Source organism: Agromyces sp. NPDC055658, assembly GCF_053618155.1.
On record NZ_JBSHHD010000010.1, the window covers coordinates 1 to 24,408 of the forward strand.

General features: G+C 72.7%; 27 protein-coding genes and 1 tRNA gene. 10 read left to right on the forward strand and 18 right to left on the reverse strand.

Annotated elements, in window-relative coordinates; translation table 11 throughout:
• Positions 1 to 67: 67 nt before the first annotated feature.
• A complete protein-coding gene (locus tag ACWGPE_RS06580) occupies positions 68 to 1,336 on the forward strand; it encodes an MFS transporter (RefSeq protein WP_231430612.1) in 1,269 nt (422 codons plus the stop codon).
• Positions 1,337 to 1,345: 9 nt separating this feature from the next.
• Here ACWGPE_RS06580 and ACWGPE_RS06585 read toward each other — a convergent pair whose 3' ends face one another.
• The 8 genes from ACWGPE_RS06585 to ACWGPE_RS06620 form a co-directional block, all read right to left on the reverse strand.
• The gene (locus tag ACWGPE_RS06585; RefSeq protein ID WP_231430611.1) at positions 1,346 to 1,744 is read right to left on the reverse strand and encodes a TIGR03618 family F420-dependent PPOX class oxidoreductase; all 399 of its coding nucleotides are present in this window, start codon (positions 1,742 to 1,744) and stop codon (positions 1,346 to 1,348) included.
• Between the two features lie 66 nt (positions 1,745 to 1,810).
• Positions 1,811 to 2,209, reverse strand: coding sequence for a pilus assembly protein TadG-related protein (locus ACWGPE_RS06590; RefSeq protein WP_231430610.1), 399 nt, complete (start codon positions 2,207 to 2,209; stop codon positions 1,811 to 1,813).
• A gap of 86 nt (positions 2,210 to 2,295) precedes the next feature.
• Entirely contained in the window at positions 2,296 to 2,781 is a 486-nt protein-coding gene (locus ACWGPE_RS06595) for a hypothetical protein (protein WP_376931436.1), read from the reverse strand.
• Positions 2,756 to 3,145 (reverse strand): TadE/TadG family type IV pilus assembly protein, encoded by a 390-nt coding sequence (locus tag ACWGPE_RS06600; protein WP_231430607.1) that lies wholly within the window; start codon positions 3,143 to 3,145, stop codon positions 2,756 to 2,758. The genes ACWGPE_RS06595 and ACWGPE_RS06600 overlap by 26 nt, the downstream gene beginning before the upstream one ends.
• 20 nt (positions 3,146 to 3,165) lie before the next feature.
• Positions 3,166 to 3,333 (reverse strand): hypothetical protein, encoded by a 168-nt coding sequence (locus ACWGPE_RS06605; RefSeq protein ID WP_231430606.1) that lies wholly within the window; start codon positions 3,331 to 3,333, stop codon positions 3,166 to 3,168.
• Between the two features lie 24 nt (positions 3,334 to 3,357).
• Positions 3,358 to 4,305, reverse strand: coding sequence for a type II secretion system F family protein (locus tag ACWGPE_RS06610; RefSeq protein ID WP_452048385.1), 948 nt, complete (start codon positions 4,303 to 4,305; stop codon positions 3,358 to 3,360).
• A complete protein-coding gene (locus tag ACWGPE_RS06615; RefSeq protein WP_231430599.1) occupies positions 4,293 to 5,156 on the reverse strand; it encodes a type II secretion system F family protein in 864 nt (287 codons plus the stop codon). The genes ACWGPE_RS06610 and ACWGPE_RS06615 overlap by 13 nt, the downstream gene beginning before the upstream one ends.
• Positions 5,153 to 6,382 carry a CpaF family protein gene (locus ACWGPE_RS06620; RefSeq protein ID WP_275505727.1) on the reverse strand — a complete coding sequence of 410 codons (1,230 nt, stop codon included), beginning with the start codon at positions 6,380 to 6,382 and terminating at the stop codon, positions 5,153 to 5,155. Before ACWGPE_RS06620 ends, ACWGPE_RS06615 begins: the two co-directional genes overlap by 4 nt.
• A 143-nt stretch (positions 6,383 to 6,525) precedes the next feature.
• Here ACWGPE_RS06620 and ACWGPE_RS06625 point away from each other — a divergent pair, with 143 nt between their 5' ends.
• The 3 genes from ACWGPE_RS06625 to ACWGPE_RS06635 all read left to right on the forward strand — a co-directional run bounded on the left by ACWGPE_RS06625 (position 6,526) and on the right by ACWGPE_RS06635 (position 8,063).
• Positions 6,526 to 6,915, forward strand: coding sequence for a PadR family transcriptional regulator (locus ACWGPE_RS06625; protein ID WP_275505726.1), 390 nt, complete (start codon positions 6,526 to 6,528; stop codon positions 6,913 to 6,915).
• Positions 6,912 to 7,859: a permease prefix domain 1-containing protein gene (locus ACWGPE_RS06630; protein ID WP_452048386.1), complete on the forward strand. Its 948-nt coding sequence runs from the start codon at positions 6,912 to 6,914 to the stop codon at positions 7,857 to 7,859. The genes ACWGPE_RS06625 and ACWGPE_RS06630 overlap by 4 nt, the downstream gene beginning before the upstream one ends.
• Before the next feature lie 122 nt (positions 7,860 to 7,981).
• Positions 7,982 to 8,063: transfer RNA gene (locus ACWGPE_RS06635), tRNA-Leu, on the forward strand.
• A gap of 226 nt (positions 8,064 to 8,289) precedes the next feature.
• Here ACWGPE_RS06635 and ACWGPE_RS06640 read toward each other — a convergent pair.
• Complete coding sequence (locus ACWGPE_RS06640) at positions 8,290 to 9,165, reverse strand: LLM class flavin-dependent oxidoreductase (protein ID WP_275505723.1); 876 nt, start codon at positions 9,163 to 9,165, stop codon at positions 8,290 to 8,292.
• Positions 9,166 to 9,385: 220 nt separating this feature from the next.
• On the opposite strand from ACWGPE_RS06640, the gene ACWGPE_RS06645 reads away from it, so the two are divergent.
• Positions 9,386 to 10,150, forward strand: coding sequence for a DedA family protein (locus tag ACWGPE_RS06645; RefSeq protein ID WP_231430592.1), 765 nt, complete (start codon positions 9,386 to 9,388; stop codon positions 10,148 to 10,150).
• 51 nt (positions 10,151 to 10,201) lie between these two features.
• Here the strand turns inward: ACWGPE_RS06645 and ACWGPE_RS06650 are convergent, their stop codons facing one another.
• Positions 10,202 to 11,335 (reverse strand): response regulator transcription factor, encoded by a 1,134-nt coding sequence (locus ACWGPE_RS06650; RefSeq protein ID WP_231430591.1) that lies wholly within the window; start codon positions 11,333 to 11,335, stop codon positions 10,202 to 10,204.
• Between the two features lie 113 nt (positions 11,336 to 11,448).
• On the opposite strand from ACWGPE_RS06650, the gene ACWGPE_RS06655 reads away from it, so the two are divergent.
• Both ACWGPE_RS06655 and ACWGPE_RS06660 read left to right on the forward strand, forming a co-directional pair.
• A complete protein-coding gene (locus tag ACWGPE_RS06655; protein ID WP_452048387.1) occupies positions 11,449 to 13,155 on the forward strand; it encodes an FAD-binding oxidoreductase in 1,707 nt (568 codons plus the stop codon).
• 135 nt (positions 13,156 to 13,290) lie between these two features.
• Positions 13,291 to 13,830: a hypothetical protein gene (locus ACWGPE_RS06660; RefSeq protein WP_452048388.1), complete on the forward strand. Its 540-nt coding sequence runs from the start codon at positions 13,291 to 13,293 to the stop codon at positions 13,828 to 13,830.
• 73 nt (positions 13,831 to 13,903) lie between these two features.
• On the opposite strand, the gene ACWGPE_RS06665 is transcribed toward ACWGPE_RS06660, so the two are convergent.
• Positions 13,904 to 14,830, reverse strand: a complete 927-nt coding sequence (locus ACWGPE_RS06665) for a cation diffusion facilitator family transporter (RefSeq protein ID WP_452048389.1) — start codon at positions 14,828 to 14,830, stop codon at positions 13,904 to 13,906.
• A gap of 134 nt (positions 14,831 to 14,964) precedes the next feature.
• Here ACWGPE_RS06665 and ACWGPE_RS06670 point away from each other — a divergent pair, with 134 nt between their 5' ends.
• Positions 14,965 to 15,783, forward strand: a complete 819-nt coding sequence (locus tag ACWGPE_RS06670; RefSeq protein WP_231430586.1) for an alpha/beta hydrolase family protein — start codon at positions 14,965 to 14,967, stop codon at positions 15,781 to 15,783.
• A 25-nt stretch (positions 15,784 to 15,808) separates the two neighbouring features.
• Here the strand turns inward: ACWGPE_RS06670 and rdgB are convergent, their stop codons facing one another.
• From rdgB to ACWGPE_RS06690, 4 genes are read right to left on the reverse strand one after another with little or no spacing between them, the layout of a single operon-like run.
• Positions 15,809 to 16,474: an RdgB/HAM1 family non-canonical purine NTP pyrophosphatase gene (gene rdgB, locus ACWGPE_RS06675; RefSeq protein ID WP_231430584.1), complete on the reverse strand. Its 666-nt coding sequence runs from the start codon at positions 16,472 to 16,474 to the stop codon at positions 15,809 to 15,811.
• Positions 16,471 to 17,238, reverse strand: coding sequence for a ribonuclease PH (gene rph, locus ACWGPE_RS06680; RefSeq protein ID WP_231430583.1), 768 nt, complete (start codon positions 17,236 to 17,238; stop codon positions 16,471 to 16,473). The genes rdgB and rph overlap by 4 nt, the downstream gene beginning before the upstream one ends.
• On the reverse strand, positions 17,235 to 18,083 hold the full coding sequence (gene murI, locus ACWGPE_RS06685; protein ID WP_275505718.1) for a glutamate racemase: 849 nt from the start codon (positions 18,081 to 18,083) through the stop codon (positions 17,235 to 17,237). Before murI ends, rph begins: the two co-directional genes overlap by 4 nt.
• 11 nt (positions 18,084 to 18,094) lie before the next feature.
• Positions 18,095 to 18,964: a LysR family transcriptional regulator gene (locus ACWGPE_RS06690; protein ID WP_452048390.1), complete on the reverse strand. Its 870-nt coding sequence runs from the start codon at positions 18,962 to 18,964 to the stop codon at positions 18,095 to 18,097.
• Between the two features lie 67 nt (positions 18,965 to 19,031).
• On the opposite strand from ACWGPE_RS06690, the gene ACWGPE_RS06695 reads away from it, so the two are divergent.
• Together ACWGPE_RS06695 and ACWGPE_RS06700 are read left to right on the forward strand one after the other, a co-directional pair.
• Positions 19,032 to 19,940 carry an EamA family transporter gene (locus ACWGPE_RS06695; RefSeq protein WP_275505716.1) on the forward strand — a complete coding sequence of 303 codons (909 nt, stop codon included), beginning with the start codon at positions 19,032 to 19,034 and terminating at the stop codon, positions 19,938 to 19,940.
• The gene (locus tag ACWGPE_RS06700; protein WP_275505715.1) at positions 19,937 to 21,256 is read left to right on the forward strand and encodes a nicotinate phosphoribosyltransferase; all 1,320 of its coding nucleotides are present in this window, start codon (positions 19,937 to 19,939) and stop codon (positions 21,254 to 21,256) included. The genes ACWGPE_RS06695 and ACWGPE_RS06700 overlap by 4 nt, the downstream gene beginning before the upstream one ends.
• A gap of 13 nt (positions 21,257 to 21,269) precedes the next feature.
• Here the strand turns inward: ACWGPE_RS06700 and ACWGPE_RS06705 are convergent, their stop codons facing one another.
• From ACWGPE_RS06705 to ACWGPE_RS06715, 3 genes are read right to left on the reverse strand one after another with little or no spacing between them, the layout of a single operon-like run.
• Positions 21,270 to 21,557, reverse strand: a complete 288-nt coding sequence (locus ACWGPE_RS06705; protein ID WP_231430578.1) for a DUF3039 domain-containing protein — start codon at positions 21,555 to 21,557, stop codon at positions 21,270 to 21,272.
• Positions 21,558 to 21,578: 21 nt separating this feature from the next.
• Positions 21,579 to 23,153, reverse strand: a complete 1,575-nt coding sequence (locus ACWGPE_RS06710) for a hypothetical protein (RefSeq protein ID WP_231430577.1) — start codon at positions 23,151 to 23,153, stop codon at positions 21,579 to 21,581.
• A complete protein-coding gene (locus ACWGPE_RS06715) occupies positions 23,129 to 24,340 on the reverse strand; it encodes an ATP-binding cassette domain-containing protein (RefSeq protein ID WP_452048391.1) in 1,212 nt (403 codons plus the stop codon). Before ACWGPE_RS06715 ends, ACWGPE_RS06710 begins: the two co-directional genes overlap by 25 nt.
• Positions 24,341 to 24,408 lie beyond the last annotated feature (68 nt).

Below are 24,408 nucleotides of genomic sequence, written 5' to 3' on the forward strand. Positions count from 1 at the left end.
CGTTCGCGTCGCACGGGCCGCGGCTCGCATGCGTCCGCACCGCGTGCCGGGTGTAGCGTCGAAGGCGATGACCGACTCCGCCGCCCCGTTCTCGTGGCGCGGCATCGTCCTCCCGGCCTACCTGCCGACGCTGCTGTTCTCGCTCGGCGAGGGGGCGATCATCCCCGTCATCCCGGTCGTCGCGACCGAGCGCGGCGCCTCGCTCGCGCTCGCGGGGCTCATCGCCGCGATGCTCATGGTCGGCGAGCTCGTCGGCGACCTGCCCGCGGGGTGGGTCGTCGCCCGCATCGGCGAGCGCAACGCCATGATCGGGGCGGCGCTGCTCGCGGTGACCGGCGTGCTCATCGCGCTCGCGTCGCCGACGACGGTCGCGCTCGGTGTCGGGGTGTTCCTGCTCGGGCTCGCGACGGCGGTGTTCGGGCTCGCCCGCCACGCATTCCTCACGAGCTACGTGCCCGAGCGGGTGCGCGCCCGCGCGCTGTCGACGCTCGCGGGCGTGTTCCGCGCCGGCTGGGCGGTCGGCCCGTTCGTCGCGGCGGCGATCATCGCGTTCGCGGGCTCCTCGGAGCCGGTGTTCTGGGTGCTCGTCGCGAGCTGCTTCGCGGTCGTCGTGGTGCTCGTGCTGCTGCCCGACCCCGAGCAGGCGTTCGGGGCCGCACGGCGCGCGCGTGAGGCATCCGCGGTCGAAGTGCGTCGCGGCACCGCCGGCGAGGCCGACGCGGCGGCCGCATCGCACGGCGTGTTCCGCGCGATCGTGGTGCACCGCGAGGTGCTCGCACGCATCGGCACGGGCATCGGCATCCTCGCGGCGCTGCGCGCGAGTCGCACGATGATCCTGCCGCTGTGGGCGGTGTCGATCGGCATGCCGCCCGAGCAGGCGGCGCTCGTGATCGGCATCTCGGCGACGATCGACTTCGCGCTGTTCTACGTGAGCGGGCAGGTCATGGACCGGTTCGGCCGCATGTGGAGCGCCATCCCCGGGCTGCTCGGGCTCGCGGTCGGGCACCTCGTGCTCGCGTTCACCCACGACGTGCCCGCTGCGGCCGCGTGGTTCACGGCGGTCGCGCTGCTCTTCGGCGTCGCGAACGGGCTGTCGAGCGGGGTGATCCTGACCCTCGGCGCCGACCTGGCACCGAAGGCGAACCCGGCCCCGTTCCTCGCCGCGTACCGCACGATCGGCGACACCGGCCAGGCGGTCGCGCCGCTCGTCGTCGCGGGCGTGACGTCGCTCGTGTCGATCATGGCCGCGAGCGCGACGATGGGCATCGTCGGCCTCGTCGGGGCGGGCGTGCTCTGGCGCTACATCCCGAGGTACGTGCCGCGCCGCCTGCGCTGACCGGCGCCGTCAGCGGCCGTTGACCTTCTCGAGCTGCATGACGAGGATGACGCGGTCGGCGTGGTCGGCGGGCACCGCGGTGTCGGGGTCGCCGTACCGCTGCCCGAGGTGCACGTAGAACGCCCCCTCGGGGTCGGGGACGACTTCGGCGAGCCGGCCGCGCACCTCGACGTACTTGTGCGCGTTCTCGGGGTCGGTCATCGCGAGCGTCATCGCCGGGTTCTTCTGCAGGTTGCGGAACTTCGCACGCTTCGTCGTGTGCGTGAAACGGATGGTCTGGGTGTCGGCATCGAACTCGAACCACATCGGGTTGACCTGCACCTCGCCGTTCGGGCGCGTGGTGCCGAGGAAGGCGAACACGGGCGCGTTGAGGATGCGGGCGAAGTGGTCTGAGATCTCGATGGTCATGCTTCAAGTCAATCAGGCGCGGGCGGCCGCATATTCCCGATCAGGCAGCGCGCGGGCCATCGTGCGTCAATGGAAGACCGACCGCGCGGTCGCCGTCACCTCGATGGGCACCGCCACCGGGATGAGGTCTGTCGAGATCGGCGCGTGCCACACGGCGCGCAGGGTCACGGTCGCGGTGCGGCCGTCGGTCGACGTCGCCTCGACGAGTTCGACCGCGTCGAGTTCGTGCACGGCGTCGCCGAGGTAGTCGTTCGCGGCGCGCAGGACGCGGGCGTCGTCGAGTTCGACGGAGAGCGCGCCGTCGTCGACGCGCACCTCGTCGAGGTTCCACATCTCGGCGCCGGCGAGCGCGGCCCCGTCGGCGAGAGTGAAGAGTCGCTTCCGGTCGAGATAGAGCGATGTCGCCGATGCGACCACGAGTACGAGGGCGAGCCCGAGCGCGCAGAAGAAGATCGTGAGCAGCATCGTGGATCCGCGTTCGTCGCCGCCGGCACCGGCATGGCACTCGCGTCTCGGCTCCGCTCCCCGGCGGAACCGTGCGGCCCAGCGCGTCACGGGCGATCACCCGCGAATCGCGACACCGTCTGCGTCGCGCTCGCATCGAGCGGAACGCTGCCGACCCGGTCGAGGTCGAGCACGTCGGGGACGAGGGGCAGGCGCACCGTGGCCCGGACCGACACCCGCACCCGGCTGCCGGGTGCGGCGCAGTCGCCCGCCTGGCAGTCGAGCTCGACGGACGCCTCGCCGGCCTCGATCCCGTAGTCCGCGAGCGCGACCGCCACCGCGCGCTCGACGGCGATCTCGGCGTCGCCCCGACCACCCGCCTCGACGGCGACCCGGGCGGCCTGGCGGGCGGCACCCTCGACCGCGAGCGCACCGCCCTGCACGGCGGCGATCGCGAGCACCAGGTAGACGAGCGGCACGAGCAGCAGCATCCCGACCGTCAGGAACTCGAGCGACGCGGAGCCCCGCTCGCCGTCGTCGCCACTCGGGCCCGCCGGCCACCGCAGGTCAGCCGAGGCGTTCGACCGCCGCATGCCCGGTCACCTCCAGCCCGCGATCGAGGCCGAGCAGTCCGACGACGGGCAGCGTCGCACGAACGGTCACTGCGACGACCGGAACGCCGTCGATCGTCGTGCGCGACGCGCTCACCTCGCCCGCATAGTCGCTCGAGATCGCAGCCGAGATCAGCTCCCGCGTGCGCACGACGCCGTCGGCATCGCTCGACCCGGCGAGCGATGCGTACCGGGCTCCCTCGGCCGCAGCATCGAGCACCGTGTTGCGCACATGGAGCGCGAGCCCGAGCTGCACGACCGCGAGCGCGAGCACCGTCAGCAAGACGCCGACGAGGGTGAACTCCGCGACCGCCGAGCCTCGTTCGTCGGCGAGTCGCGCCCGCACCACCGCGAGCGAGCGCCGGATCAGATGCCGAGCACTCGATCGATCGCCTGGTTGAAGACGTCGCTCAGCGCGGGACCGGCGAGGCCCCAGATGACGATCACGAGCCCGGCGGTCATGAGGGTGATCAACACCCAGCCGGGCACGTCGCCGCGCTCGTCGTGGATTCGGCGCATGATCTGCTGTCGCATGGGAGTTCCTTTCGTCGTCGGGCATCAGAAGCCCGCCTGCAGTACGAGGTAGCCGGGGAAGAGCGCGAAGGCGATCGTGACCGGGAGGATGAGGAAGATCAACGGCACGAGCATCGCGATCTCCTTGCGGCCGGCCGCCTCGATGATCGAGCGCTTCGCGGCCTCGCGGGCGTCGCCGGCTTGGGCGCGCAGCACGGCGGCGAGGGGTGCCCCGCGCTCGAGCGCTCCGAGCACCTGATCCAGCGCGCGAGTGAGCCCGGGATGGTCGACACCGTCGCGCAGCTCGGCGAGCGCCGTCGCGAGCGGTACGCCGGTGCCGACCGTCGCGACGACCCGACCGAACTCGGTCGGCAACTCGCCGGTGCCCGCTGCCGACACCCTGCGCAGCGCGTCGAGCATGCCTTCGCCTGCGGTGAGGCTCAGCGTCAGGAACTCGAGGACGGTCGCGAGCTCGGATGAGATGCGGGCGAGGCGCCGTCTCGCGCTCCGCTGCAGGACCCAGTCACGTCCGATCGCGCCGAGCGCCGCCGCGATGAACGGAGCCGTGATCCGCACGATCGCGGGCAGCGTCGCGAAGCCGGGTGCCGCCACGGCGAGAGCTGCCCCGAACACGAACCCGCCGGCCGCCCACGCGAGCTGCTCGCCGCGGAATCGCTCGACACTCGCCGACGAGCCCGCCTGCCGCAGGCGCCGTGCGATGAGGTCGTTGCCGCCGAGCCACGACGACAGCACTCCGCGCAGCCGCTGAGCGGTCGGCGCGACGAGCGCTGCGAGCACGGGGCCCGGGTCGGCGGGTCGTCGTGCGAGCATCGCCCGTGCCTCCGCAGAGAGGTCGGCGACGTATGGTGCGACGCGTTCCGCGAGGCGCGGACGGCCGATCCGCGGCAGCGTCGACACGAGCATCCAGAGACCGAGGCCGGCGGTGACGCCGAGGACGAGGCTCAGTGCCCCGACGGTCGTCAGTTGAACCATCGTCGCTCCTCGGGAAGCCGGCCGAGCGCGATCATGGCGCGGTACGCAACGAGGGTCACGCCGAGGCCGACGAGGATGAGGACGGCTCCGGCCGGGCTGTCGTAGGCGATGATCGCCTCGTGCCGCGAGGCGAGCACGAGCAGCAGCAGCCAGGGGGCGGCAACGCCGAGCCGAGCCGCGTTGCGGATCCAGGACTGGCGCGAGACGACCTCGGCGCGGAGTGCCGCGTCTTCACGGAGGTACCCGGCGAGCGCGCGCAGGACTGCGGTCACGTCGCTGCCGCCGACCTCCCGCGCCATGCGCAGTGTTTCGAGGATCCGGTCGGAGACGGGATCGGCGAGCTCGGCCTTGAGCCCGTCGAGGCAGGCGGAGAAGTTCGCCGTGCGCCGGTACTCGCGTTCGAACGCGGCGAACGCGGGTCGCGTCGGAGCCGGGCCGAGCTCCGCGAGGGCTCCGAGGCTGTCGGGCAGCGACATGCCCGCCCGAACCGACGCGACCAGGTGGTCGACGACGTCGGGCCAGACCGCGCGATTCGCCGCGCGCCGGCGGGCCGCGCGGCCGCGCACGACGAACGGGACGAGCGCGCCACCGAGGAGCGCACCGATCGCGGTCAGGAACGGTATGCCGAAGATCGCCTGCGCGAGGGCGGCGCCGACGAGGGCGAGCGCGAGGCCGACGGCCACGATGACGGGCAGCGGCACGCCGCCGAGCCCCGCCAGGGCGAGTTCGCCGCGAAGGCGGTCGAGCGAGTCCGTCGCCCTCGCGGAAGCACCCGCGACGCGCGGCCAGAGCAATGGTGCGGCGATGAGCAGGATGCCGAGGCCGAGCACCGCGCCGAGCACGAGACTCATTCGACCACGCCCAGGACGTGGTCGGGGTCGAAGCCGCGGGCCTCGAACTTCTCGAGGCGGGCCGGGCGCGCCCCGGTCGCCCTCAGCACGCCGTCGCTCGTCGCGAAGATCGCCTCCGCGTCGACACTCGCCCCGCTGGCTGCACCGGTGGGCGCGAGGATCTCGGCGACGCGGCGGTGTCCGTCCCGGTCGATCGCGAGGTGGACGACGAGGTCGATGCAGCTCGCCACCGTCGGAACGACGAAGGCGGAGTCGATGTTCCGTCCGGCGAGCAGCGGCAGCGTGCACAGCTTCGCGAGTGCGTCGCGAGCCGAGTTCGCGTGGATGGTGCACATGCCGGGAAGACCCGAGTTCAGCGCGATGAGCAGGTCGAGGCTCTCGGCCTCTCGCACCTCGCCCACGATGAGCCGGTCGGGGCGCATGCGCAATGCTTCCTTGATGAGCCGTCGCAGGGTGATCTCGCCGGTTCCCTCGAGGCTCGGCTGCCGGCACTGGAGGGCGACGAGGTCGCGCACGTCGAGGTCGAGCTCGAAGGTCTCCTCCACGGTGACGACCCGGTCGCCCGTCCGCGCGCCCGACATGAGGGCGTTGAGCATGGTGGTCTTGCCGGTGTGCGTCGCCCCGGAGACGAGGATGTTCGCTCCGGCGAGCACCGACATGCGCAGGTACTCGGAGGCCTGGACCGTCAGCGATCCGAGCTCGACGAGCGCCGCGAGCGACCTGATGCGCCGCTGGAACTTTCGGACGTTGACCGCCCAGTGCTCCCTCGCGACGTCGGGAATCGCCACGTGCAACCGCGATCCGTCGGGCAGCGAGGCATCGACGAACGGCGAGCTGAGGTCGACGCGCCGTCCGGTGTGCGCGAGCATGCGCTCGACGAGTTCGCGCACCTCGCGGTCGCTCAGCACGAGGTTCGTCAGTTCGGAGACGCCTCCGCGCGCCACGAACACGCGGGCCGGACCGTTGATCCAGATCTCTTCGACGGTGTCATCGTCGAAGAAGGGCTGCAGGGCGCCGTACCCGGTGAGCGCGGCGACGACGTCTCGCGCGGTGCCCGCCTCGTCGACGAGCCCCGAATGGGCGCCCGCGAGCGCCCGCTCGCTGTACCGTCTCACCTCGTCGTGCGCATACCGGGCGGCGACGTCGTCGTCGCCCGCGAGATCGACCCCCTCGCGCAGCACCCGCGTGCGCACGCGCTCGGCGATGGTGCGGACGGCGTCGGACATGGCATCCATCATGCGGTGGGGCCCGACGACTGCGTCGAAGTTATCCACAACGCCAGCCGCGAGCCATCCACGTCGTCGGCGCACCACCCTGCGACATCCATTTCTTGTTCACATTTATTACTTGATCTGTTACAGTACTTCACATGATCCAAGATTCAGCGGCATCCGGCGACGCCTTCGCGGCCGACCTGCTGCGCGGGCACACCGACACGATCGTGCTCGGCGTGCTGCGCGAGCACGACAGCTACGGCTTCGAGATCTACAAGCACATCCGCGATGCCACGGGCGGAGGCTACGAGATCAAGGAGGCGACCCTCTACGCCAGCTACCGCCGGCTCGTACGCGACGGTCTCGCCGAGGCGTACTGGGGCGACGAGTCGCAGGGCGGCCGCCGCAAGTACTACCGCATCACCGACGCGGGCCGCGCCGCCTTCCGCCAGAACGTGGCGAGCTGGGTGGCCACCCGCACCGTCATCGACTCCCTGCTCGGCAGCCAGACGGCGCCGGCGAACACGAAAGGCTCCCTGCGATGAGCGACAACCGCAGCCCCCGCACCTCGACCGAGGTGCACCGCCTCCTCGACGAGGCCTTCGCGGGCATCGACCCCACCCCCGAGGCGCAAGACCTGAAGGAGGAGATCCGCGACAACCTGCTCTCGCGGGTCGCCGAGCTCGAGGTCGCCGGCGCCTCCCCCGCCGAGGCCGCCCGCCGCGCCGTCGACGAGCTCGGCGACGTGCGCGAGCTCGTCGCGGCGGCGACCGGCGACGCGGATGCCTCGGCACCCGCCGCACGCGCCGCTCGCCCCGCGGCATCCGCGGCCCAGACGGCCCTGCGCCACCGGGTGCGCCCGAAGCCCGCGTTCGTCGTGCGCACCGTCGTGCTCTCGATCGTCGCGGCGGCGGCGCTCGTGACCCTCGTGCTCGGCCTCACCCCGCTCATGCCGCTCGCCGCCGGGCCGCTCATCGCGATCGCCGCCGCGCTCGGGCTCGCGATCGGCGTCATCACGGCCGACGCGCTCCGCCAGGAGACCACGACGAACTACCCGCTGCCGACCGGCCGCGCCGTCGCCTTCGGTGCGGCGACCGGCACGCTCGTCGCCTCGCTGGGCTTCGCCGCCGTCGTCGTCTGGCGGCTCGAGCTCGTCTGGCTCGTGCTCGCCGCGGTGCTCGCCGTCGCCGCGATCGCCGTGCTGAGCGCGCTCGGTGCCACCCAGACGAACCGGCACAAGCCGTGGGTGGTCGCGATGCACCGCGACGCCGTCGAGGTCGGCAACCGCTTCGAGCAGGACCCGGCCGCGGCCGCCCGCTTCGGCATCTACAGCGCCGTCATCTGGCTCACGGCGTTCGCGCTCGTGCCCGTGCTCGGCTTCACGGTCGGCTGGTGGTGGGCGCCGCTGCCGGTGGTCGCCGCGTTCATCGTCATGATGCTCGTGCTCGCGCGCATGCTGTTCGGCCACGACGCTCGCTCATCGCACTGATCGCGCTGTCGGCCCCGTCGCGCCCACCGCGCCGGGCAGGCCGAGCGGGCGCCGCGACCCCCGTCGAGGCCGCTGCGACGGCCGACGGCGAAAGCGCACCCGCATAGACTGAACGGGCACTCGCGGGAGTGGTGAAATCGGCAGACACGCAGGATTTAGGTTCCTGTGCCTTCGGGCGTGTGGGTTCAAGTCCCACCTTCCGCACGCGACGCGACGCGACGCAGCCCGACGGCGCTGCGTTCGACCGTTTCCGTCCGACCCGACTCGCCATGCATCAGGCCACGGGCCCCGTCAACCCCTCGCGGAGGAATCGGTTCCCGTGTTCTGCTGAGAGAGTCGCAGGGACGACGCCCCGGTGGTTCGGTCATCGGGATCAGGGGAAATACGGCCCGGGCTCGTGTGATCGACGCGAGCCCGGGCCGACTCCGTGTCAGCGGTCGATGACGGGCGGACCCGCCGCGAGCCGCGCTCTCGAGTACTGCTCGATGCGCTCGGCGGGCACCGACCAGTCGGTGTCGAGCCACCACGTCGCCCCCGCCTCGGCCCAACTGCGGACGACCGCGGCGTCGGAGGCCGGGTCGAGCCCCGCCGTCGTGCCCTCCTGCACCCAGTCGAACGGCTCGTCGGCGAGGCCGAGGCGCTCGCGCTCGGCGCGCAGCCACGCCATCGCCTCGGCGCCGATCTCGGGCGTGAACAGCTCGCGCTGGGCGTCGGGCCCCGCGGCGCCCTCGCCGGGCGGCGCGTAGTTGGGCAACCACCCGTCGAGGCGGGCGACGCGTCGCATGGATTTCGGGCGCGGCCACAGGCCGACCGCCCAGATCGGGATGCGCGGTTGCTGCACGGGCGGCAGCGGCAGCATGCGGTCGGTGCGCCGCACCGTGTAGTGCGCCCCCTCGTGCTCGAAGGGCTCGCCCCGCCAGAGCTTCGGCAGGAGGTCGAGCGACTCGTCGAAGACGTCGGCCCGCTCGCGCCGGCCCGGGTCGTGCTCGAAGATCCAGAAGCGGTCTTCGGCGTCTTCGGCGACGCCGAGCCCGGCCGACAGGATGACGCGCCCGCCCGAGAGCCGGTCGACCGTCATCGTCTGGCCCGCGAGCTCCCACACCCGGCGGCGGGGCACGGGCGTGAGCATCGTGCCCAGTCGCACGTTCGTCGTGCGCATCGCCGCCGCCGCGAGCACCGACCACGGGTCGGTCGCCCAGATGCCCTCCCACACGAAGAAGCCGTGCCAGCCGTACTGTTCTGCGAGCCCGGCCAGCTCGACCGCGAGTTCTGGGTCACTGCCGGGATAGATGAATCCGTAGCGCATGTCGGCGACCCTACGCGCGACGACCGACACGCTGCGACCTCGCCGACGGCGGCGGCGCGCGGACGAGCGCGGCCGGTGCCGCGCATCTCACCCCGCGGGGTGAGCCCCGGGTCATCCTGCAGTCGGATGCCGCGTCCAGGGGCCGCTCGGTAGACTCACGTCATACCCACGCCGCCCGCCGACCCGGTACCGCCGGGTCCGACGACTGGAGCCCATCCGCATGGTCCACACCGCCCTCATCCCGTGGCTCGACCCCGAGACGATCATCGGCGGCGCCGGGCCGTGGGCGCTGCTCGTCGTGTGCGGCATCATCTTCGCCGAGACGGGCCTGCTCGTCGGGTTCCTGCTGCCCGGCGACACTCTCCTCGTGATCTCGGGGCTGCTCTCGCACCCGCTGCCCGGTTCGCCCGAGGGCGTCTTCGGCATCAGCGTCTGGTGGGTGTCGCTGCTCATCGGACTCGCCGCGTTCATCGGCGGCGAGGTCGGCTACCTCATCGGCCACAAGGCCGGCCCGGCGATCTTCGAACGAAAGGAATCGGGCCTGTTCAGCGTCAAGAACGTCGAACGCACGAACGCCTTCTTCGACCGGTTCGGCGCCCTCGCGGTCATCCTCGCGCGCTTCGTGCCGATCGTGCGCACCTTCACCCCCGTCGCCGCAGGCGTCGGCCACATGCACAAGGGCAAGTACACGCTCTACAACCTCGTCGGCGCCGTGCTCTGGGGCTTCGGACTCACGATGTTCGGGTACGCGATCGGCTTCATCCCCCCGATCGCCGACTTCGTCAAGGAGTACATCGACCTCATCCTGCTCGCCGCGGTCGGCGGCACGGCCATCGTGACGCTCTGGCACTACCTGCGCGAGCGGTCGAAGGCGAAGAAGGCCGCCGCCGCCGGCGAAGACGTCGTCACCGACGAGACCGAGGCCGCCGAGCTCGTGCTCGACGCCGACGTCTTCGAGCGGGGCCCGAAGCACGACGAGCACTGACGGGGATGCCTCGGCCGAGGCATCCGCTCGCCTGAACCGCGCCTCGCGGCTTCAGCCCGCGTACCACCCGCTCGGCGCGACCTCGGTGCCCATCCGCGGCACGTACTGGTCGAAGTAGACGCGCGAGATGAGCTCGCGACGGCTGCGCACCCCAGCCTTCTCGAACACCGACTTCAGGTGGTCCTGCACGGTGTAGGCCGAGACGTGCATGGTCGCCGCGATCTCCTTCGTCTCGACGCCCTGCAGCACGAGCCTCGTGACGTCGCGCTCGCGGGGCGTCAGCCCGAACGCGGCGACCACGAGTGCGACGATCTCGGGCGGGCGCGCCTCCTCGATCGTGATGACGACGTCGCCCGCTGCGCCGTCGGGACCGGCCAGCGGCGAGGCGTGCAGTACGAGCCAGGTGCCCGCGGCGGTGCGCACGCGCGCCCGTGGGATCGGCGAGCCGGGCACGGCGAGCATGCGCCGGGCCGCGCCGACGAGCGAGGTCACGAGGCTCAGCGGGTCGCCGCTGTGCTGGGTGGTCGCGAGCTGGGCGAGCCGCTCCTCGGCACCCAGGCTGATCTGCGAGACCTCGTCGTCGGTTCCCACGATGACGACCGCCGGCCCGCAGACGTCCGACTCGGCGACCGGTGACGCCGAGAGCCGGGTCAGCATTCCGGCGCGGACGCCCCGGGCGAACGACTCCGACAGGGTGCCGAGGAAGTCGACCTCATCGCGCGAGAACTTCGCGTCGTCCGTTCCCCGGAACATCGCGAGGCACCCCCACACGCCCGCACCGTCGCGGAACACGAGGCGGGCCTCGTCGCCGAAGCCGTAGACCGGGCGCATGAGGCGGTTCGTGCGCTCCGACCGGTCGGCGTCGACGTCGTCCGAGGCGTGCATGCCGATCGCGCGCGCCTCCGACCTGGCGAGCGCGCGGAACGAGCTCGGCTCCTCGGCCCCGTACTCGAGGAGGCCGAACAGCATGTCGTGCTCGTTGTTCGCGACGAGCGAGCCGTACTTGCGGGCGCTCGTCAGCATCATGGTCGACGGGTCGTGCGTGCCGACGCACGCGCCCACCCACGGCGTCGCCCGGCCGACGGTCTCGGTCGCCTCGGCGATGAAGTCGTCGAGGTCGAGGCCAGCGCGCGAGAGCACGTCGAGATCGCCGCGAGCGCGTTCGGCGCGCAACCGGTTGTGCATGCGATCAGTATGCGCCCGCCGGCCCCCGCCGCGATATCCCAGAACACTGGGATCCGGAAATCCCCCCACAACTGGGATGGCTCGGGGCCGGCGCCGTTCGCAGGCTTGGATCCGTGACCACCACGATCCACTCCGAGCCCGTCGACGAGCGCGGCGATCTCGTGCACGCCGACGACGCGACCGCGCAGCTGTGCCTCGCGTTCGTGCGCCTCGAGCACGACATCGTCGACCGCGGGCTGCCGCTGACCGCGCTGCGCCGGCTTCGCGTGCACAACGCGTCGGCCGAACCCGCCGACGAGCTCGTGGGCATCCTCGCCGAGCGACTCGGCGACGCGACCCGCGACGTCCGCGTCGAGGTCGTCGCCGACGAACGCGAGCGGCCCGCGGGCATGCTCGTGCGACTCGAGGCGACGGTGGCCGCACCCGCTCCGACCCATTACGAAGGAATCAGCATGAACCCGATCCTGACCGGCCTCGCCGCGCTGCGCGAGCTCGAGGTCGTCCTCCTGCCGGGCGACACCGGCTACGACGATGCCTGCCGCCCGTGGAACCTGGCCGTCTCGCAGCGGCCGGCCGCCGTCGCCGTGCCCCGCACCGTCGCCGAGGTCGTCGCCGCCGTCACGGCGGCCGGCGCCGACGGACTGCGGATCGCGCCGCAGAGCACTGGCCACGCGGCATCCGCCATCGCCGGCGACCACCTCGAGGAGGCGCTGCTCCTCCGCCTGCACGCCCTCACGGGTGTCGAGGTCGACCCGGCCCTGCGTACCGCGCGCGTCGCCGGCGGCACGCTCTGGCAGGACGTCGTCGCCGCGGCGGCCCCGCACGGCCTGACCGCGCTGCACGGCAGCGCGGGCGACGTCGCGGTCGCGGGCTACCTGCTCGGCGGCGGACTCTCGTTCTACGGGCGCGCGCACGGGCTGGCCGCTTCATCGGTGCGGGCGATCGAGCTCGTCACGGCCGACGGCGAGCTCATCCGTGCGAGCGCTGAACAGCACGCCGCCCTGTTCTGGGCGCTCCGGGGCGGCGGTGGCGGCTTCGGCGTCGTCGTCGCCGTCGAGATCGACCTGCTGCCCATCGCCGACGTGGTCGCGGGAATGCTCCTGTGGGACCTCGCGGCGGCGCCGCAGGTCGCCCGCGCGTGGGCGGAGTGGACGAGCACGGTGCCCGAGTCGGTAACGACCTCGCTGCGCCTCATGCGCTTCCCGCCGCTGCCCGAGCTGCCGCCCTTCCTCAGCGGCCGCGAGCTCGTCGTCATCGACGGCGCGCTGCTCGAGGACGACGAGCGGGCGGCCGAGCTGCTCGCCCCCCTCCGCGACCTCGCACCCGAGCTCGACACCTTCGGGCGGATGCCGTCGTCGGGGCTGCTCGCGGTCCACATGGACCCGCCCGCGCCGACCCCCGGCGTCTCCGACCACGCGATGCTCGCCGGCCTTCCGGAGGCGGCGATCGACGCGCTGCTCGCCGCGGCGGGGCCCGGCGTCGAGACGCCGCTCATGATCGCGGAGCTCCGTCACCTCGGCGGGGCGCTCGCCCGCCCGCACGACGGCGCGCTCGCCCGCCTCGACGGCGCCTACGCGCTCTTCGCCGTCTCGCCCGCGCCGACCCCCGAGCTCGCCGAGCTCGGCGAGCAGGTCACCGCCGCGGTCGCCGGCGCGCTGCAGCCCTGGTCGACGGGCGGCACCTTCCCGAACTTCGCCGAACGCCCGGAGGCGAGCTCGGCGTTCTCCGAGGCGGCCGACCGCGAGCGGCTCGTGCGCGTGCGCGACCTCTACGACCCGCGACGCGTCTGGATCGCATCGCACGCGGTCGAGCGCGACTGAGCGTCGCGCGGCGGCATCGGACCCCCGAACTCGGCCACCCGCACCGAGCCGCACCCGCACGCAACCGCACGCCGAACCCGCACCCGAACCCGAACCCGAACCCGAACCCGAACCCGAACGAAGGAGACCACCACCATGCGCACCATCCACCGCACCATCGCCGCGACGCTCGTCACCGCCGCGGCCGTCACCCTGTCGGCGCTGCCGGCGCAGGCCCACGGCGGCGAACACCCGCTCGACGCCGGCCCCACGACGCCCGAGATGCGGCGCGTCGTCGCCGACGTGCGTGCCGCGACCGCCCGATTCCACGACGTCGACGCCGCGATCGCGGCCGGCTACGTGCCCGCCGGCGAATGCGCCGCGAGCCCCGACGGAGCGATGGGCTTCCACTACGTGAACCCGGCGCTCGTGCGCCCCGGCGCACCGGTCGACCCCGCCGCGCCGCCGATGCTCACCTACGGGCCGTCGCCGTCGGGCGAGCTCCGGCTCTGGAGCGCCGAGTTCTTCGAGCCCGACGTCGGCCAGCCCGTGCCGATGCTCGGCACGCGGCCGTTCGACGGCCCGATGCCCGGGCACGAGCCAGGCATGCCGACGCACTACGACCTGCACGTGTGGGTCGGAGCGCACAACCCGGCGGGCGTCTTCACGCCGTTCAACCCCGCGGTGAGCTGCTGATCGCCCTCGGCAGACGGCGCCGAGGCCCGCTTCGCATCCGCGCGGTGGGCCTCGGCCGCTTCGCGCGCGCCGGTCAGCAGTGCGAGCCCTGCTCCTGCTCCGCCCGGCCGGCGGGCTCGAGCTGGAAGGTCGAGTGCGCGACGTCGAAGTGCTCGCTGAGGCATCCCCCGAGCTCGTCGAGCAGCGCACCCGCGCGCCCCGCCTCGAAGACCTCGGGCTCGACCTCGACGTGCGCCGTGAACACCGGCTGGCCCGAGGTGATCTGCCAGACGTGGATGTCGTGCACCGCCACCACTCCGGCGGTGCCGAGCAGGTGGTCGCGGATCTCGGCGACGTCGGTGTCGGCGGGCGCGCTCTCGCTGAGCACTCGCACGACGTCGCGCAGCAGCGACAGCGCGCGCGGCACGATCAGCACCGCGATGCCGAGCGAGGCGATCGGGTCGGCCGCGTTCCAGCCGGTCAAGAGGATGACGATCGCCGCGACGATGACGAGGGCCGAGCCGATCGTGTCGCCGAGCACCTCGAGGTACGCGCCGCGCAGGTTGATCGAGTCCTTCGCTCCGCCGCGCAGCACGAGCATCGCCGCGATGTTCGCGACGAGCCCGAGCACGGCGATGACGAGCATCATGCCGCCCTGCACCTCGTGCGCCTCGCCCTCCGCGCCCGTGACGAGCCGGCCGATCGCGCCGATCGTGACGGTCACTGCGACGACGACGAGGATCACGCCGTTGATGAGCGCACCGAACACCTCGGCGCGACGGAACCCGTAGGTCTGCCGGTCGGTCGCCGGGCGGGCGGCGACGAACGCGGCGACGAGCGCGACGATCAGGCCGATGAGGTCGCTCGTCATGTGCCCGGCGTCGGCGAGCAGTGCGAGGGAGCCGCTCAGCAGGCCGCCGATGACCTGCACGAGCACGAACGCGCCGATGATCGCGATCGCGATCCAGAGTCGGGTGCGGTTCGCCGTCGCAGCGTGGTCGTGCGCGTGATCGTGTGCCATGTCGCTTCCAGCGTAGGTCGGCCGGGGCGCGCTGGGAGCGAATCGCCCCAATCAGGAATGAGTCGCGTTCTCACCGGCATGGCAGCGCACGGGGGGGTCGCGGTCGCTGCGGCTCCCGCCCTAGGCTGCGGTGCATGCCCTCGCGCCGCACGCTCGCCATCGCCCTGACCGTCGGATGCCTCGTCGCCGCGCTCTCCGCATGCGCGGGCGGTCCCGGAGGCGGCGGCGGAGCGACGAGCGGCGCCGACGCGTCGGCGACGGCCGAGCCCGCCGCCGAGCAGCCCACGCCGCCCTCCGAGCAGTGCGGCGACACCGGCGTCGAGTCGAGCGCGATGCTGCTGCCCGTCGGCGAGGCGCTGTTCGACGTCGGCGTCGCAGGCTCCGGCACGACGACCGCGATCTTCGCGCACCAGCGGAATCAAGACGAGTGCGGATTCTGGCCGTACGCGTCGAGCCTGGCCGAGCAGGGCGTGCAGGTGCTGCTCGTCAACAACTGCGGCTACGGCGCGACCGAGTGCCCCTCCGGCGCGAACCACGTCGTCGACGACGGTGCCGACGCCCTGCTCGCGGCCGCCGACTGGGCGCGCGAGCACGGGGCGGAGCGGGTCGTCGTCATCGGTGCCTCGATGGGCGGAACGGCGGCCGTCGTCGCGGGCGGGCGGGACGGCGATGCCGCCGTCCTCGACGGCGTCGCCGACCTGTCGGGACCGATCTCGTTCCGCGGCTACGACTCGATGGACGACGCACCGGCGCTCGCGGCGCCGCTCTTCCTCGCGGTCGCCCCCGACGACTCGACCGTGAGCGTCGACGAGTTGCAGCAGCTCGCCGACGCGAGCGCGAGCGACGACGTGACGATCGTCGGCGACGGGGTCGGCCACGGGTGGGCGATGCTCACCACCGGCACGGCGTTCAACGAGTTCGCCGACCGGTTGACGGCGTTCGTCACCGGGTGACGTCGGGCTTGGGCAGGGGCATCCGCTATTCGGCGGGAGTGACGCCCGCCGCGATGCGCTCGAGCTCGGGGATGAGCGCCTCGAACGCCCGCGCCCGGTGGCTGATCGCGTTCTTCTGCTCGGGCAGCAGCTCGGCGGCCGTCACCTCGTGCCCCTCGGGCTCGAACACGGGGTCGTAGCCGAATCCGTGCGAGCCGCGCGGCTCGTAGGCGAGCGAACCTCGCCAGAGTCCCTCGGCGACGAACTCCTCGTCGGCATCGGCGTCCCGGAGCACGGCCGACGGCACGACGACCGCGATCGTGCAGTGGAAGGCCGCGCCGCGATTCGGCCGGCGCACGTCGCCGAGCTGCGCGAGCAGCAGCCGCACGTTCTCCTCGTCGCCGGCGCGCTCGCCCGCCCAGCGGGCTGAGAAGATGCCGGGGGCGCCGCCCATGACGTCGACCGTGATACCCGAGTCGTCGGCGAGCGCGATGCGCCCGGTGTGCTCCGCCGCGGCGCGAGCCTTGATGAGCGCGTTCTCGGCGAAGCTCGTGCCGTCCTCCACGGGCGACGGGCCGTCGTAGGCGAGCACCGTGAGTCCCGGCATCCGCTCACCCAGGATGCGCTGGAACTCGGCCACCTTGTGCGCGTTGTGGGTGGCGAGCACGACCTCGAGCGCACCCGATGCGGCCGTGGCGTTCGCCCCGGTCACGCGCGCTCCCCCGCCGCCTCGGCGAGCGCGGCGCGCTGCAGCTCGGTGAGCGATGCGGTGCCGGCGAGGGCGAGGTCGAGCAGCGAGTCGAGCTCGCGCCGGTCGAACGGCGCACCCTCGGCGGTGCCCTGCACCTCGACGAAGAGCCCGCGCCCGGTGGCGACGACGTTCATGTCGGTCTCGGCGCGCACGTCCTCGACATAGGCGAGGTCGAGCATGGGGACGCCGTCGATGATGCCGACCGACACGGCCGAGACGGTGTCGATGAGCGGAGTCGCCTTCTGCCCGATGAACTTCTTGTCGCGGGCCCACTCGATGGCGTCGGCGAGCGCGACGTACGCGCCCGTGATCGCGGCGGTGCGCGTGCCGCCGTCGGCCTGCAGCACGTCGCAGTCGATCACGATCGTGTTCTCGCCGAGCGCCTTGGTGTCGATGACGGCGCGGAGGCTGCGACCGATGAGGCGGCTGATCTCGTGGGTGCGCCCGCCGATGCGGCCCTTCACGCTCTCGCGGTCGTTGCGGGTGTTCGTCGAGCGGGGCAGCATCGCGTACTCCGCCGTGACCCAGCCCTTGCCCTTGCCGGTGAGCCAGCGCGGCACGCCGTTCGTGAAGCTCGCGGTGCACAGCACCTTCGTGCCGCCGAACGAGATGAGGGCGCTGCCCTCGGCATGGGCGCTCCAGCCGCGCTCGATGGTCACCTCGCGCAGCTGGTCGGGCGCGCGCCCGTCGGCTCGGACGATCGGGGTGGCGGATGCCTCGGTCATGCGTTGTTCTCCTGTCGAAGCCGTGCGCGGTCGGGAAGGGGGATGACGCCCGTCTGCACGAGCTCGACGCTCGGGATCTCGGGGGCGATCAGTCGGTGTGCGAGGTCGAGGAAGGCGCTCGTCGAACGACCGGTCGCCTCGTAGCGGTAGCTGGGCGGCGTCGGGTCGCGCCGCTCCATGCCCGTCGAGACGAGCACGCGGTAGACGTCGTTCGCGGTCTCGACGTCGCTCGAGACGAGGGTGACGCCCTCGCCCATGACGTACGAGATGGCGCCTTTCAGGAACGGGTAGTGGGTGCAGCCGAGCACGAGCGTGTCGATGTCGGCGCGGCGCAGCGGCGCGAGGTACTCCTCGGCGACGGCGAGCAGTTCGTCGCCCGTCGTGATGCCCGCCTCGACGAACTCGACGAAACGGGGGCACGCCTGCGAGAAGAGCTCGAGGTGGGGTGCCGCGGCGAACGCGTCGTCGTACGCTCGCGACGAGACGGTGCCCTGGGTGCCGATCACGCCCACCCGGCCGGTCTTCGTCGCCGCGACCGCCCGGCGCACGGCGGGCTGGATGACCTCGACCACGGGCACGTCGTAGCGCTCGCGCGCGTCGCGCAGCATCGCCGACGAAGCCGTGTTGCACGCGATCACGAGCATCTTCACGCCCTGCGCGACGAGGTCGTCGAGCACGGCGAGCGCGTAGCCGCGCACGTCGGCGATCTTCTTCGGCCCGTAAGGCGAGTGCTCGAGGTCGCCGATGTACAGGATCGACTCGTTCGGCAGCTGGTCCTTCACCGCGCGGGCGACGGTGAGGCCGCCGACCCCTGAGTCGAAGATCCCGATCGGTGCGTCCGTCACGAGGTTCAAGCTTAGGCGAGCGGGCCGGTCGCGTAGGCCTCGCGGATGGCGCGCGCCAGTCTCGTCGTCGCCGGATGCCGCCACGATCGGTGCCAGGCGAGGTGCACCTCGATCAGCGGCGCATCGGTGAGCTCGGCGAACACGATGCCCGGCCTCGGGTACTGGTGGGTCGTGGCCGCCGCCGTGACGCCGATGACCTCGCCGGCGGCGATGAGGTCGAGCCAGTCCTCGAAGTCGGTCGTGTCGGTGATGCGGGGCGGTTCGAGCCCGGCGTCGGACCACAGCGAGGTCGTGGTCGTGCCCGTGTACCGGTCGACCGCGACGACGAACGGCGTGAGGTCGGCGAGTGCGACCCGCGACCGGTCGGCGAGCTCGTGATCGACCGGCATCGCCACGTAGCGGCGTTCGTGGCCCACGACCTCGTCGACGACGTCGGGCACGCGCACGTCGCCGCGGATCACGGCGAGGTCGACCCGGCCGTCGGCGAGGCCGGCGTCGCGCCGGTTGATGCGGCTGAGCCGCAGCGGCTCGTCGGGGTGCGCGCGGTTCCACGCGCGGAGCACGGCGGTCGTGTGCGCCCCGAGGGCCGCCCACGAGTAGCCGAGTCGCACCTGGGACCGTTCGCCTCGCAGCTCCGCGACCGCACGGTCGAGCTCGGCGTTCAGCCGGCGGGCCGTGCCCGCGAAGGCGGCGCCCGCGGCCGTCGGCTCGACCCGGCGGGTGGTGCGGTGCACGAGCGGGGTGCCGAGCTCGTGCTCGAGCGCCGCGATCGCCCGCGAGACGGCCGCCTGCGAGAGCCCGAGGCGCGCCGCGGCCGCGGTGAACGAGCGCTCCTCGTCGAGTGCCACGAGGACCCGGAGGTGGCGGAGCTCGACATCCATGCGTCTAGCGTATCGATCGTCCGTGATTGCATTTCACTTCGAACGCAATGCGACCTAGCGTCGAATCATGGAATCGACACGAGCGGCGAGCCTCGCCATGGTCGGCAGCGCGACCTCGGTCGCCGTCGGCGCCGCGATCGGCGCGACCGTCTTCCCGATCGTCGGGCCGGCCGGTGTCGTCGCCCTGCGCCAGGCGGTCGCCGCGATCGCGACGCTCGCCGTGGCCCGCCCCCGGCTCCGCGCGATCGGCTGGCGCCGACTGCGCCCCGCCGTGCTGCTCGGCGCGGTGCTCGTCGTCATGAACCTCTCGCTCTACGCCTCGATCAGCCGGGTCGGCCTCGGCCTCGCGGTCACCCTCGAGTTCCTCGGCCCCCTCGCGGTCGCGCTCGTCGGTTCGCGCCGGCGGCTCGACCTCGCCTGCGCACTCGGAGCGGGGCTCGGCGTCGTGCTGCTCACCGGCACGGTCGCCGGCCTCGACCCGCTCGGCATCGCCTTCGGCTTCGTCGCGGCGGGCGCCTGGGCGGCCTACATCGTCATCGGCCAGCGGGCCGCGCTCGCGCTGCCGGGCCTCACCGCGACCGCGGTCGCGAACACCGCCGCCGCAGCGGCCACCTCGCCGCTCCTCGTGCTCGCGCTCATCGGGCTCGACCCGGCGGAGCTTCCGCGCGTGCTCCTCGTCGGGGTCGCGGTCGGCCTGCTCTGCTCGGCGCTCCCCTACGCGATCGACATGTGGGCACTGCGACGCGTCTCGAGAGCCAGGTTCGGCGTGCTGCAGAGCCTGCACCCGGCCGCGGCGACGCTCTTCGGCTTCCTCATCCTCGGGCAGACGCTCACCGGATGGCAGCTCGCGGGCATCGCGCTCGTGATGCTGAGCAACGTCGTCGCGACCGCACGCCCCGCCGACGCATCCGGCCCGCCCGACGCCGCGTCGCCGCGACCGGGGTCGCGTCGGCTCCGGCTAGGCTCGGGGGCGTGACCGGCTCAGCTGCCCTCTTCACCGACCGCTACGAACTGACGATGGTCGATGCCGCCCTGCTCGACGGCACCGCCCACCGCGAGAGCCTCTTCGAGGCGTTCGCGAGACGCCTGCCCGACGGACGCCGCTACGGCGTCGTCGCCGGCACCGGGCGCCTGCTCGAACTCGTCCAGCGGTTCCATTTCGAAGACGCCGAGCTCGAGTGGCTGCGCGAACAGGAGATCGTGCGCCCCGCGACGCTCGACTGGCTCGCCGACTACCGGTTCACGGGCGACATCTGGGGGTATCGCGAGGGCGAGGCGTACTTCCCGGGCTCGCCGCTGCTCACCATCCAGGCGTCGTTCGCCGAGGCCGTCATGCTCGAGACCGTGGTGCTCTCGACGCTCAACTACGACTCCTCCATCGCGAGCGCCGCAGCACGCATGGTGTCGGTCGCACTCGGCCGACCGATCGCCGAGATGGGTTCACGTCGCACGAGCGAACGCTCGGCGATCGCCGCCGCGCGCGCCGCCTACATCGCCGGGTTCGACGCGACCTCGAACCTGGAGGCCGGCCGCACCTGGGGCATCCCGACGATGGGCACCGCGGCGCACGCCTTCACGCTCCTCCACGACAGCGAGGAAGACGCGTTCCGCGCCCAGGTGGCCGCATTCGGCCCGAAGACGACCCTCCTCGTCGACACGTACGACATCACCCGCGGCGTCGAGCTCGCCGTGCAGGTCGCCGGTCCCGAGCTCGGCGCGGTGCGCATCGACTCGGGCGACCTGCCGACGGTCGTCGCCGCGGTGCGCGAGCAGCTCGACGCGCTCGGGGCGGTCGATACGAAGATCACCGTGACGAGCGACCTCGACGAGTTCACGATCGCGGGGCTCTCGGGCGCACCGGTCGACTCGTACGGCGTCGGCACCGCCGTGGTCACCGGCTCGGGCTTTCCCGCCGCAGGCATGGTCTACAAGCTCGTCGCCCGCAAGGACGACGCGGGCGAATGGGTGCCGGTCGCGAAGGCCTCGACCCAGAAGGCGAGCGTCGGCGGACGCAAGAACGCCGCCCGCAGGCTCGACTCGACCCGTACCGCTCGCGAGGAGCTCGTGTTCGTGGGCGACGGGCCCGACGGCGAGGCCGAGTTCGAGGCGGGAGACCGGCTCCGTCCGCTCATGGTCCAGCTGGTCGCGAAGGGCGAGCCCGACCCGGCGCACCTCGGTCCGGCCGGCACGGCCGCTGCGCGGGCGCACCGCGCCGAGGTCATGCAGGAGCTGCCGATCGAGGCGTTCCGCCTCGGCCGCGGCGAGCCGGTGATCCCGACGAGCTACCGCTGAAGAAGGTGCGCGCCTACGAGCGACGCATCTTCTCGTAGATCTCCTTGCAGGTCGGGCACACCGGGAACTTCTCGGGGTCGCGACCCGGCGTCCACTTCTTGCCGCAGAGCGCCTTGACCGGCTTGCCGGTGAGCGCCGACTCGAGGATCTTCTCCTTCTGCACGTAGTGCGAGAAGCGCTCGTGGTCGCCCGGCTCGATGGCCTCGTCCTCGAGGAGCTTCTCGAGTTCGCGGTCGAGGACGTCGGTGCCGCCGCCCGGCTGGCCGGGGTCGGCGATGCTGGCGCGCACGCTGTGGATCATGACGAAGAGTCTACGCGCGGCTCAGGCGCGGATGGCCGCGGCGAGCGTCTCGGGGCCACGGGCGTCGAACACGCGTCCGCCCCACCACACGCCGATCGCGAGTGCGCCGAGCCCGAGGCCGACGCCGGCGGCGAACGCCGCCGCATGCCACGACGGGTCGACGAGCACGCCCATCGCGGCGAAGATCAGGGCCGGAGCCGCGATGAGAACGGAGGCGAGCATCGTGAGCGACTGCACGAGTGCCGTGAGCCCGCCCGTGGCCTGGGGCTGCTGGAACGGGCTGTCGCCCGGCTTAACCGCAGGATAGGGGAACCGCGCGGACGCGACCGAGCCGACTCCGAGCCCGGCGAGCAGCAGCGCGGTGCTCACGCCGAGCAGCGACGGCAGGAGGCGCCAGTCGTCGAGCACGAAGACGGTGACCGCGCTGCCGAGGCCGATCACGAGGACGCCTGCGAGGAGCACCGGCACCAGCCGGCCGAACCGGTCGGAGACCCCGCGCACCCCGGACACGACGTGCAGCCAGATCGCGGTCGAGTCGTACGCGGTGTCGTTGTGCAGGCTCCAGCCGAGGAACAGGCACATGAGCGGCACCGGGATGAGCCCGAGGTACTGGGTCGGCACGCCGGCGACGCCGAGCGGCACCATCACGAGCACGGGCACGATCGGGATCATCACGACCGACACCCAGTAGCGGGCGTCGCGGAACCAGTACGTGAAGCTGCGGGCGGCGACGGCGCCCGTCGCGCCGTGCGGCATCCGATCGAACCAGCCGAGCCCGCGATAGCTCTTCGCCGAGGCCTCGCGGCCGGGCGTGACGAGCATCTTCGCGACGAGCGCCTGCCAGGCGAGCCAGACGGCGCCGAGCGTGGCCGCGGCGATGAGGAGTTCGAGCACGGCCGGACCCCACGCGCCGGCCGAGGCGTCGCCGGGCACCGCGAAGGCGGCGCCGAACGGCGTCCAGCCGAGGAGTCCGCCGAGGGTCGAGAGGATGCTCCGCCCCGAGTTCGCCCAGTCGAGGGTCGCGATCGCGACGATGATGGGCGAGAGCATGACGATGAGCAGCAGGCCGATGACGCCGAGCAGTTCGCGGGCGCGTCGCGTCGACAGCAGGAACGATGCGAGCGCGGTCGTCACCCGGGCCAGGAGCAGGCAGGTCGCGAACGCGAGCGCGGCGGAGATGAGCGCGAGCAGGGTCTCGGCGACACCGCGCGACCAGGTGACGACGGTGCCGAGCAGCACGATGCCGAGCACGAGCGCCGGGATGCCGACGAGCCCGGCGACCGCGAGGCTCAGCGCGAGCGTGCGGTCGGGCAGGCCGAAGAGCGCGAACTTGCGCGGGTCCATCGTGTCGTCGGTGCCGAACACGAGCGGGAACACGATGAACCCGACCATCGTCGCCGACCCGGCGATGACGAGCGCGTTGCGGATCGTCTCGACGTCGCCGACGACGCGCAGCGCGACGAGCGAGAGGAACAGGACGATCGCGAGCCCGAGCCCGTAGACGAGCCCGACGACGATGCCGACGACCTGCCAGGTGCTCCGTTTGAAGATGTTCGCCAGCAGGCGCAGTTTCAGTCCGAGAAACTGTGCAACCATTCCATGCCTTCCGCAGCCTTGCGCCCGCCCGCGAGCTCGACGAATCGGTCTTCGAGCGTCTGGCCGGCGCGCACCTCGTCGAGGGTGCCGGAGGCGAGCACGCGGCCCGAGACGATGATGGCCGCCGAGTCGCACACCCGCTCGATGAGATCCATGCCGTGGCTCGAGAGCACCACCGTGCCGCCGCCCGCGACGTACCGTTCGAGGATCTCGGTGAGGTTCGCGGCCGACACCGGGTCGACCGACTCGAAGGGCTCGTCGAGCACGAGCAGCCGGGGCGAGTGGATCAGCGCGCACGCGAGCGCGATCTTCTTCGTCATGCCGGCCGAGTAGTCGGCGACGAGCCGGTCGACCGCGTCGTCGAGCCCGAATGCGGAGATGAGGTCGGCGCTGCGATCGCGCACCGTGCGGTTGTCGAGCCCGCGGAGCACGCCCGAGTAGTAGAGCAGCTGGCTGCCGGTCAACCGATCGAACAGGCGCAGGCGGTCTGGCAGCACGCCGGTCACGCGCTTCGCGGCGCGCGGGTCGGCCCAGGCGTCGATGCCGTGGATGGCGACCGTGCCGGCGTCGGGCCGCAGCAGGCCCGTGACCATCGAGAGCGTCGTCGTCTTGCCCGCGCCGTTCGGCCCGACGATGCCGAAGAACGACCCCGCGCGCACCGAGAGGCTGATGCCGTCGACCGCCGTGTTCTCGCCGAAGCGCTTCACGAGGCCGGAGATCTCGAGCACGCGCGGCGCATCGACGGGCGGCGCCGGCCGCGCCACCCGGAGGGTGCGCTTCTTGCGCGGCGCCGTCGACTTCTTCGCGGGGATCACGGTCACGGCCTGGGCAGCGATGGTCGGTGCGGATGCCTCGGCGGCGGGTGCGTCGTCGAGCACGCCGTCGGCGCCGGGCGCCTCGGCGGGCGAGGTCTCGGCGAGTGCCGCCGAGCCGTCGGGGTCGACCGCGTCGGCCGGCGGCGTCGTGACGCCGGCGGCGGGCGCTTCGTCGGATTCGTGGACCGGCACCTCCGTCGCCGCGGTCGCCGCCGTCGCCGCCGTGCGCTTGCGTTCGGTGGTCGCCTCCAGGTCGAACGCCCCGTCCTTCGCCGGGGCCTCCGCGGGCTCGACGGCGGGGGCCGCGGCGTCGCCGCCCTTGCGCGGGCCGCGTTCGGCGGCGGTGGTCTCAGTGGTGAGCGAGGCCGCCACGCGCTGCGACTGGCGATGCGCCGACGCCGACGCGGCGGCGCGATTGCGCGTCTCGGCGGCACTCGCGA

Coding starts and splice junctions, on each gene's coding strand:
- ACWGPE_RS06645 (WP_231430592.1), top strand. CDS start 9,386: ATGGTCCACACCGCCCTCATCCCGTGGCTCGACCCCGAGACGATCATC.
- ACWGPE_RS06640 (WP_275505723.1), bottom strand. CDS start 9,165: ATGCGCTACGGATTCATCTATCCCGGCAGTGACCCAGAACTCGCGGTC.
- ACWGPE_RS06705 (WP_231430578.1), bottom strand. CDS start 21,557: ATGATCCACAGCGTGCGCGCCAGCATCGCCGACCCCGGCCAGCCGGGC.
- ACWGPE_RS06665 (WP_452048389.1), bottom strand. CDS start 14,830: ATGGCACACGATCACGCGCACGACCACGCTGCGACGGCGAACCGCACC.
- ACWGPE_RS06605 (WP_231430606.1), bottom strand. CDS start 3,333: ATGCGACAGCAGATCATGCGCCGAATCCACGACGAGCGCGGCGACGTG.
- ACWGPE_RS06615 (WP_231430599.1), bottom strand. CDS start 5,156: ATGAGTCTCGTGCTCGGCGCGGTGCTCGGCCTCGGCATCCTGCTCATC.
- ACWGPE_RS06670 (WP_231430586.1), top strand. CDS start 14,965: ATGCCCTCGCGCCGCACGCTCGCCATCGCCCTGACCGTCGGATGCCTC.
- ACWGPE_RS06610 (WP_452048385.1), bottom strand. CDS start 4,305: ATGGTTCAACTGACGACCGTCGGGGCACTGAGCCTCGTCCTCGGCGTC.
- ACWGPE_RS06625 (WP_275505726.1), top strand. CDS start 6,526: ATGATCCAAGATTCAGCGGCATCCGGCGACGCCTTCGCGGCCGACCTG.
- ACWGPE_RS06650 (WP_231430591.1), bottom strand. CDS start 11,335: ATGCACAACCGGTTGCGCGCCGAACGCGCTCGCGGCGATCTCGACGTG.
- ACWGPE_RS06580 (WP_231430612.1), top strand. CDS start 68: ATGACCGACTCCGCCGCCCCGTTCTCGTGGCGCGGCATCGTCCTCCCG.
- ACWGPE_RS06585 (WP_231430611.1), bottom strand. CDS start 1,744: ATGACCATCGAGATCTCAGACCACTTCGCCCGCATCCTCAACGCGCCC.
- ACWGPE_RS06590 (WP_231430610.1), bottom strand. CDS start 2,209: ATGCTGCTCACGATCTTCTTCTGCGCGCTCGGGCTCGCCCTCGTACTC.
- rph (WP_231430583.1), bottom strand. CDS start 17,238: ATGACCGAGGCATCCGCCACCCCGATCGTCCGAGCCGACGGGCGCGCG.
- ACWGPE_RS06620 (WP_275505727.1), bottom strand. CDS start 6,382: ATGTCCGACGCCGTCCGCACCATCGCCGAGCGCGTGCGCACGCGGGTG.
- ACWGPE_RS06695 (WP_275505716.1), top strand. CDS start 19,032: ATGGAATCGACACGAGCGGCGAGCCTCGCCATGGTCGGCAGCGCGACC.
- ACWGPE_RS06710 (WP_231430577.1), bottom strand. CDS start 23,153: ATGGTTGCACAGTTTCTCGGACTGAAACTGCGCCTGCTGGCGAACATC.
- ACWGPE_RS06630 (WP_452048386.1), top strand. CDS start 6,912: ATGAGCGACAACCGCAGCCCCCGCACCTCGACCGAGGTGCACCGCCTC.
- ACWGPE_RS06660 (WP_452048388.1), top strand. CDS start 13,291: ATGCGCACCATCCACCGCACCATCGCCGCGACGCTCGTCACCGCCGCG.
- ACWGPE_RS06595 (WP_376931436.1), bottom strand. CDS start 2,781: ATGCGGCGGTCGAACGCCTCGGCTGACCTGCGGTGGCCGGCGGGCCCG.
- ACWGPE_RS06690 (WP_452048390.1), bottom strand. CDS start 18,964: ATGGATGTCGAGCTCCGCCACCTCCGGGTCCTCGTGGCACTCGACGAG.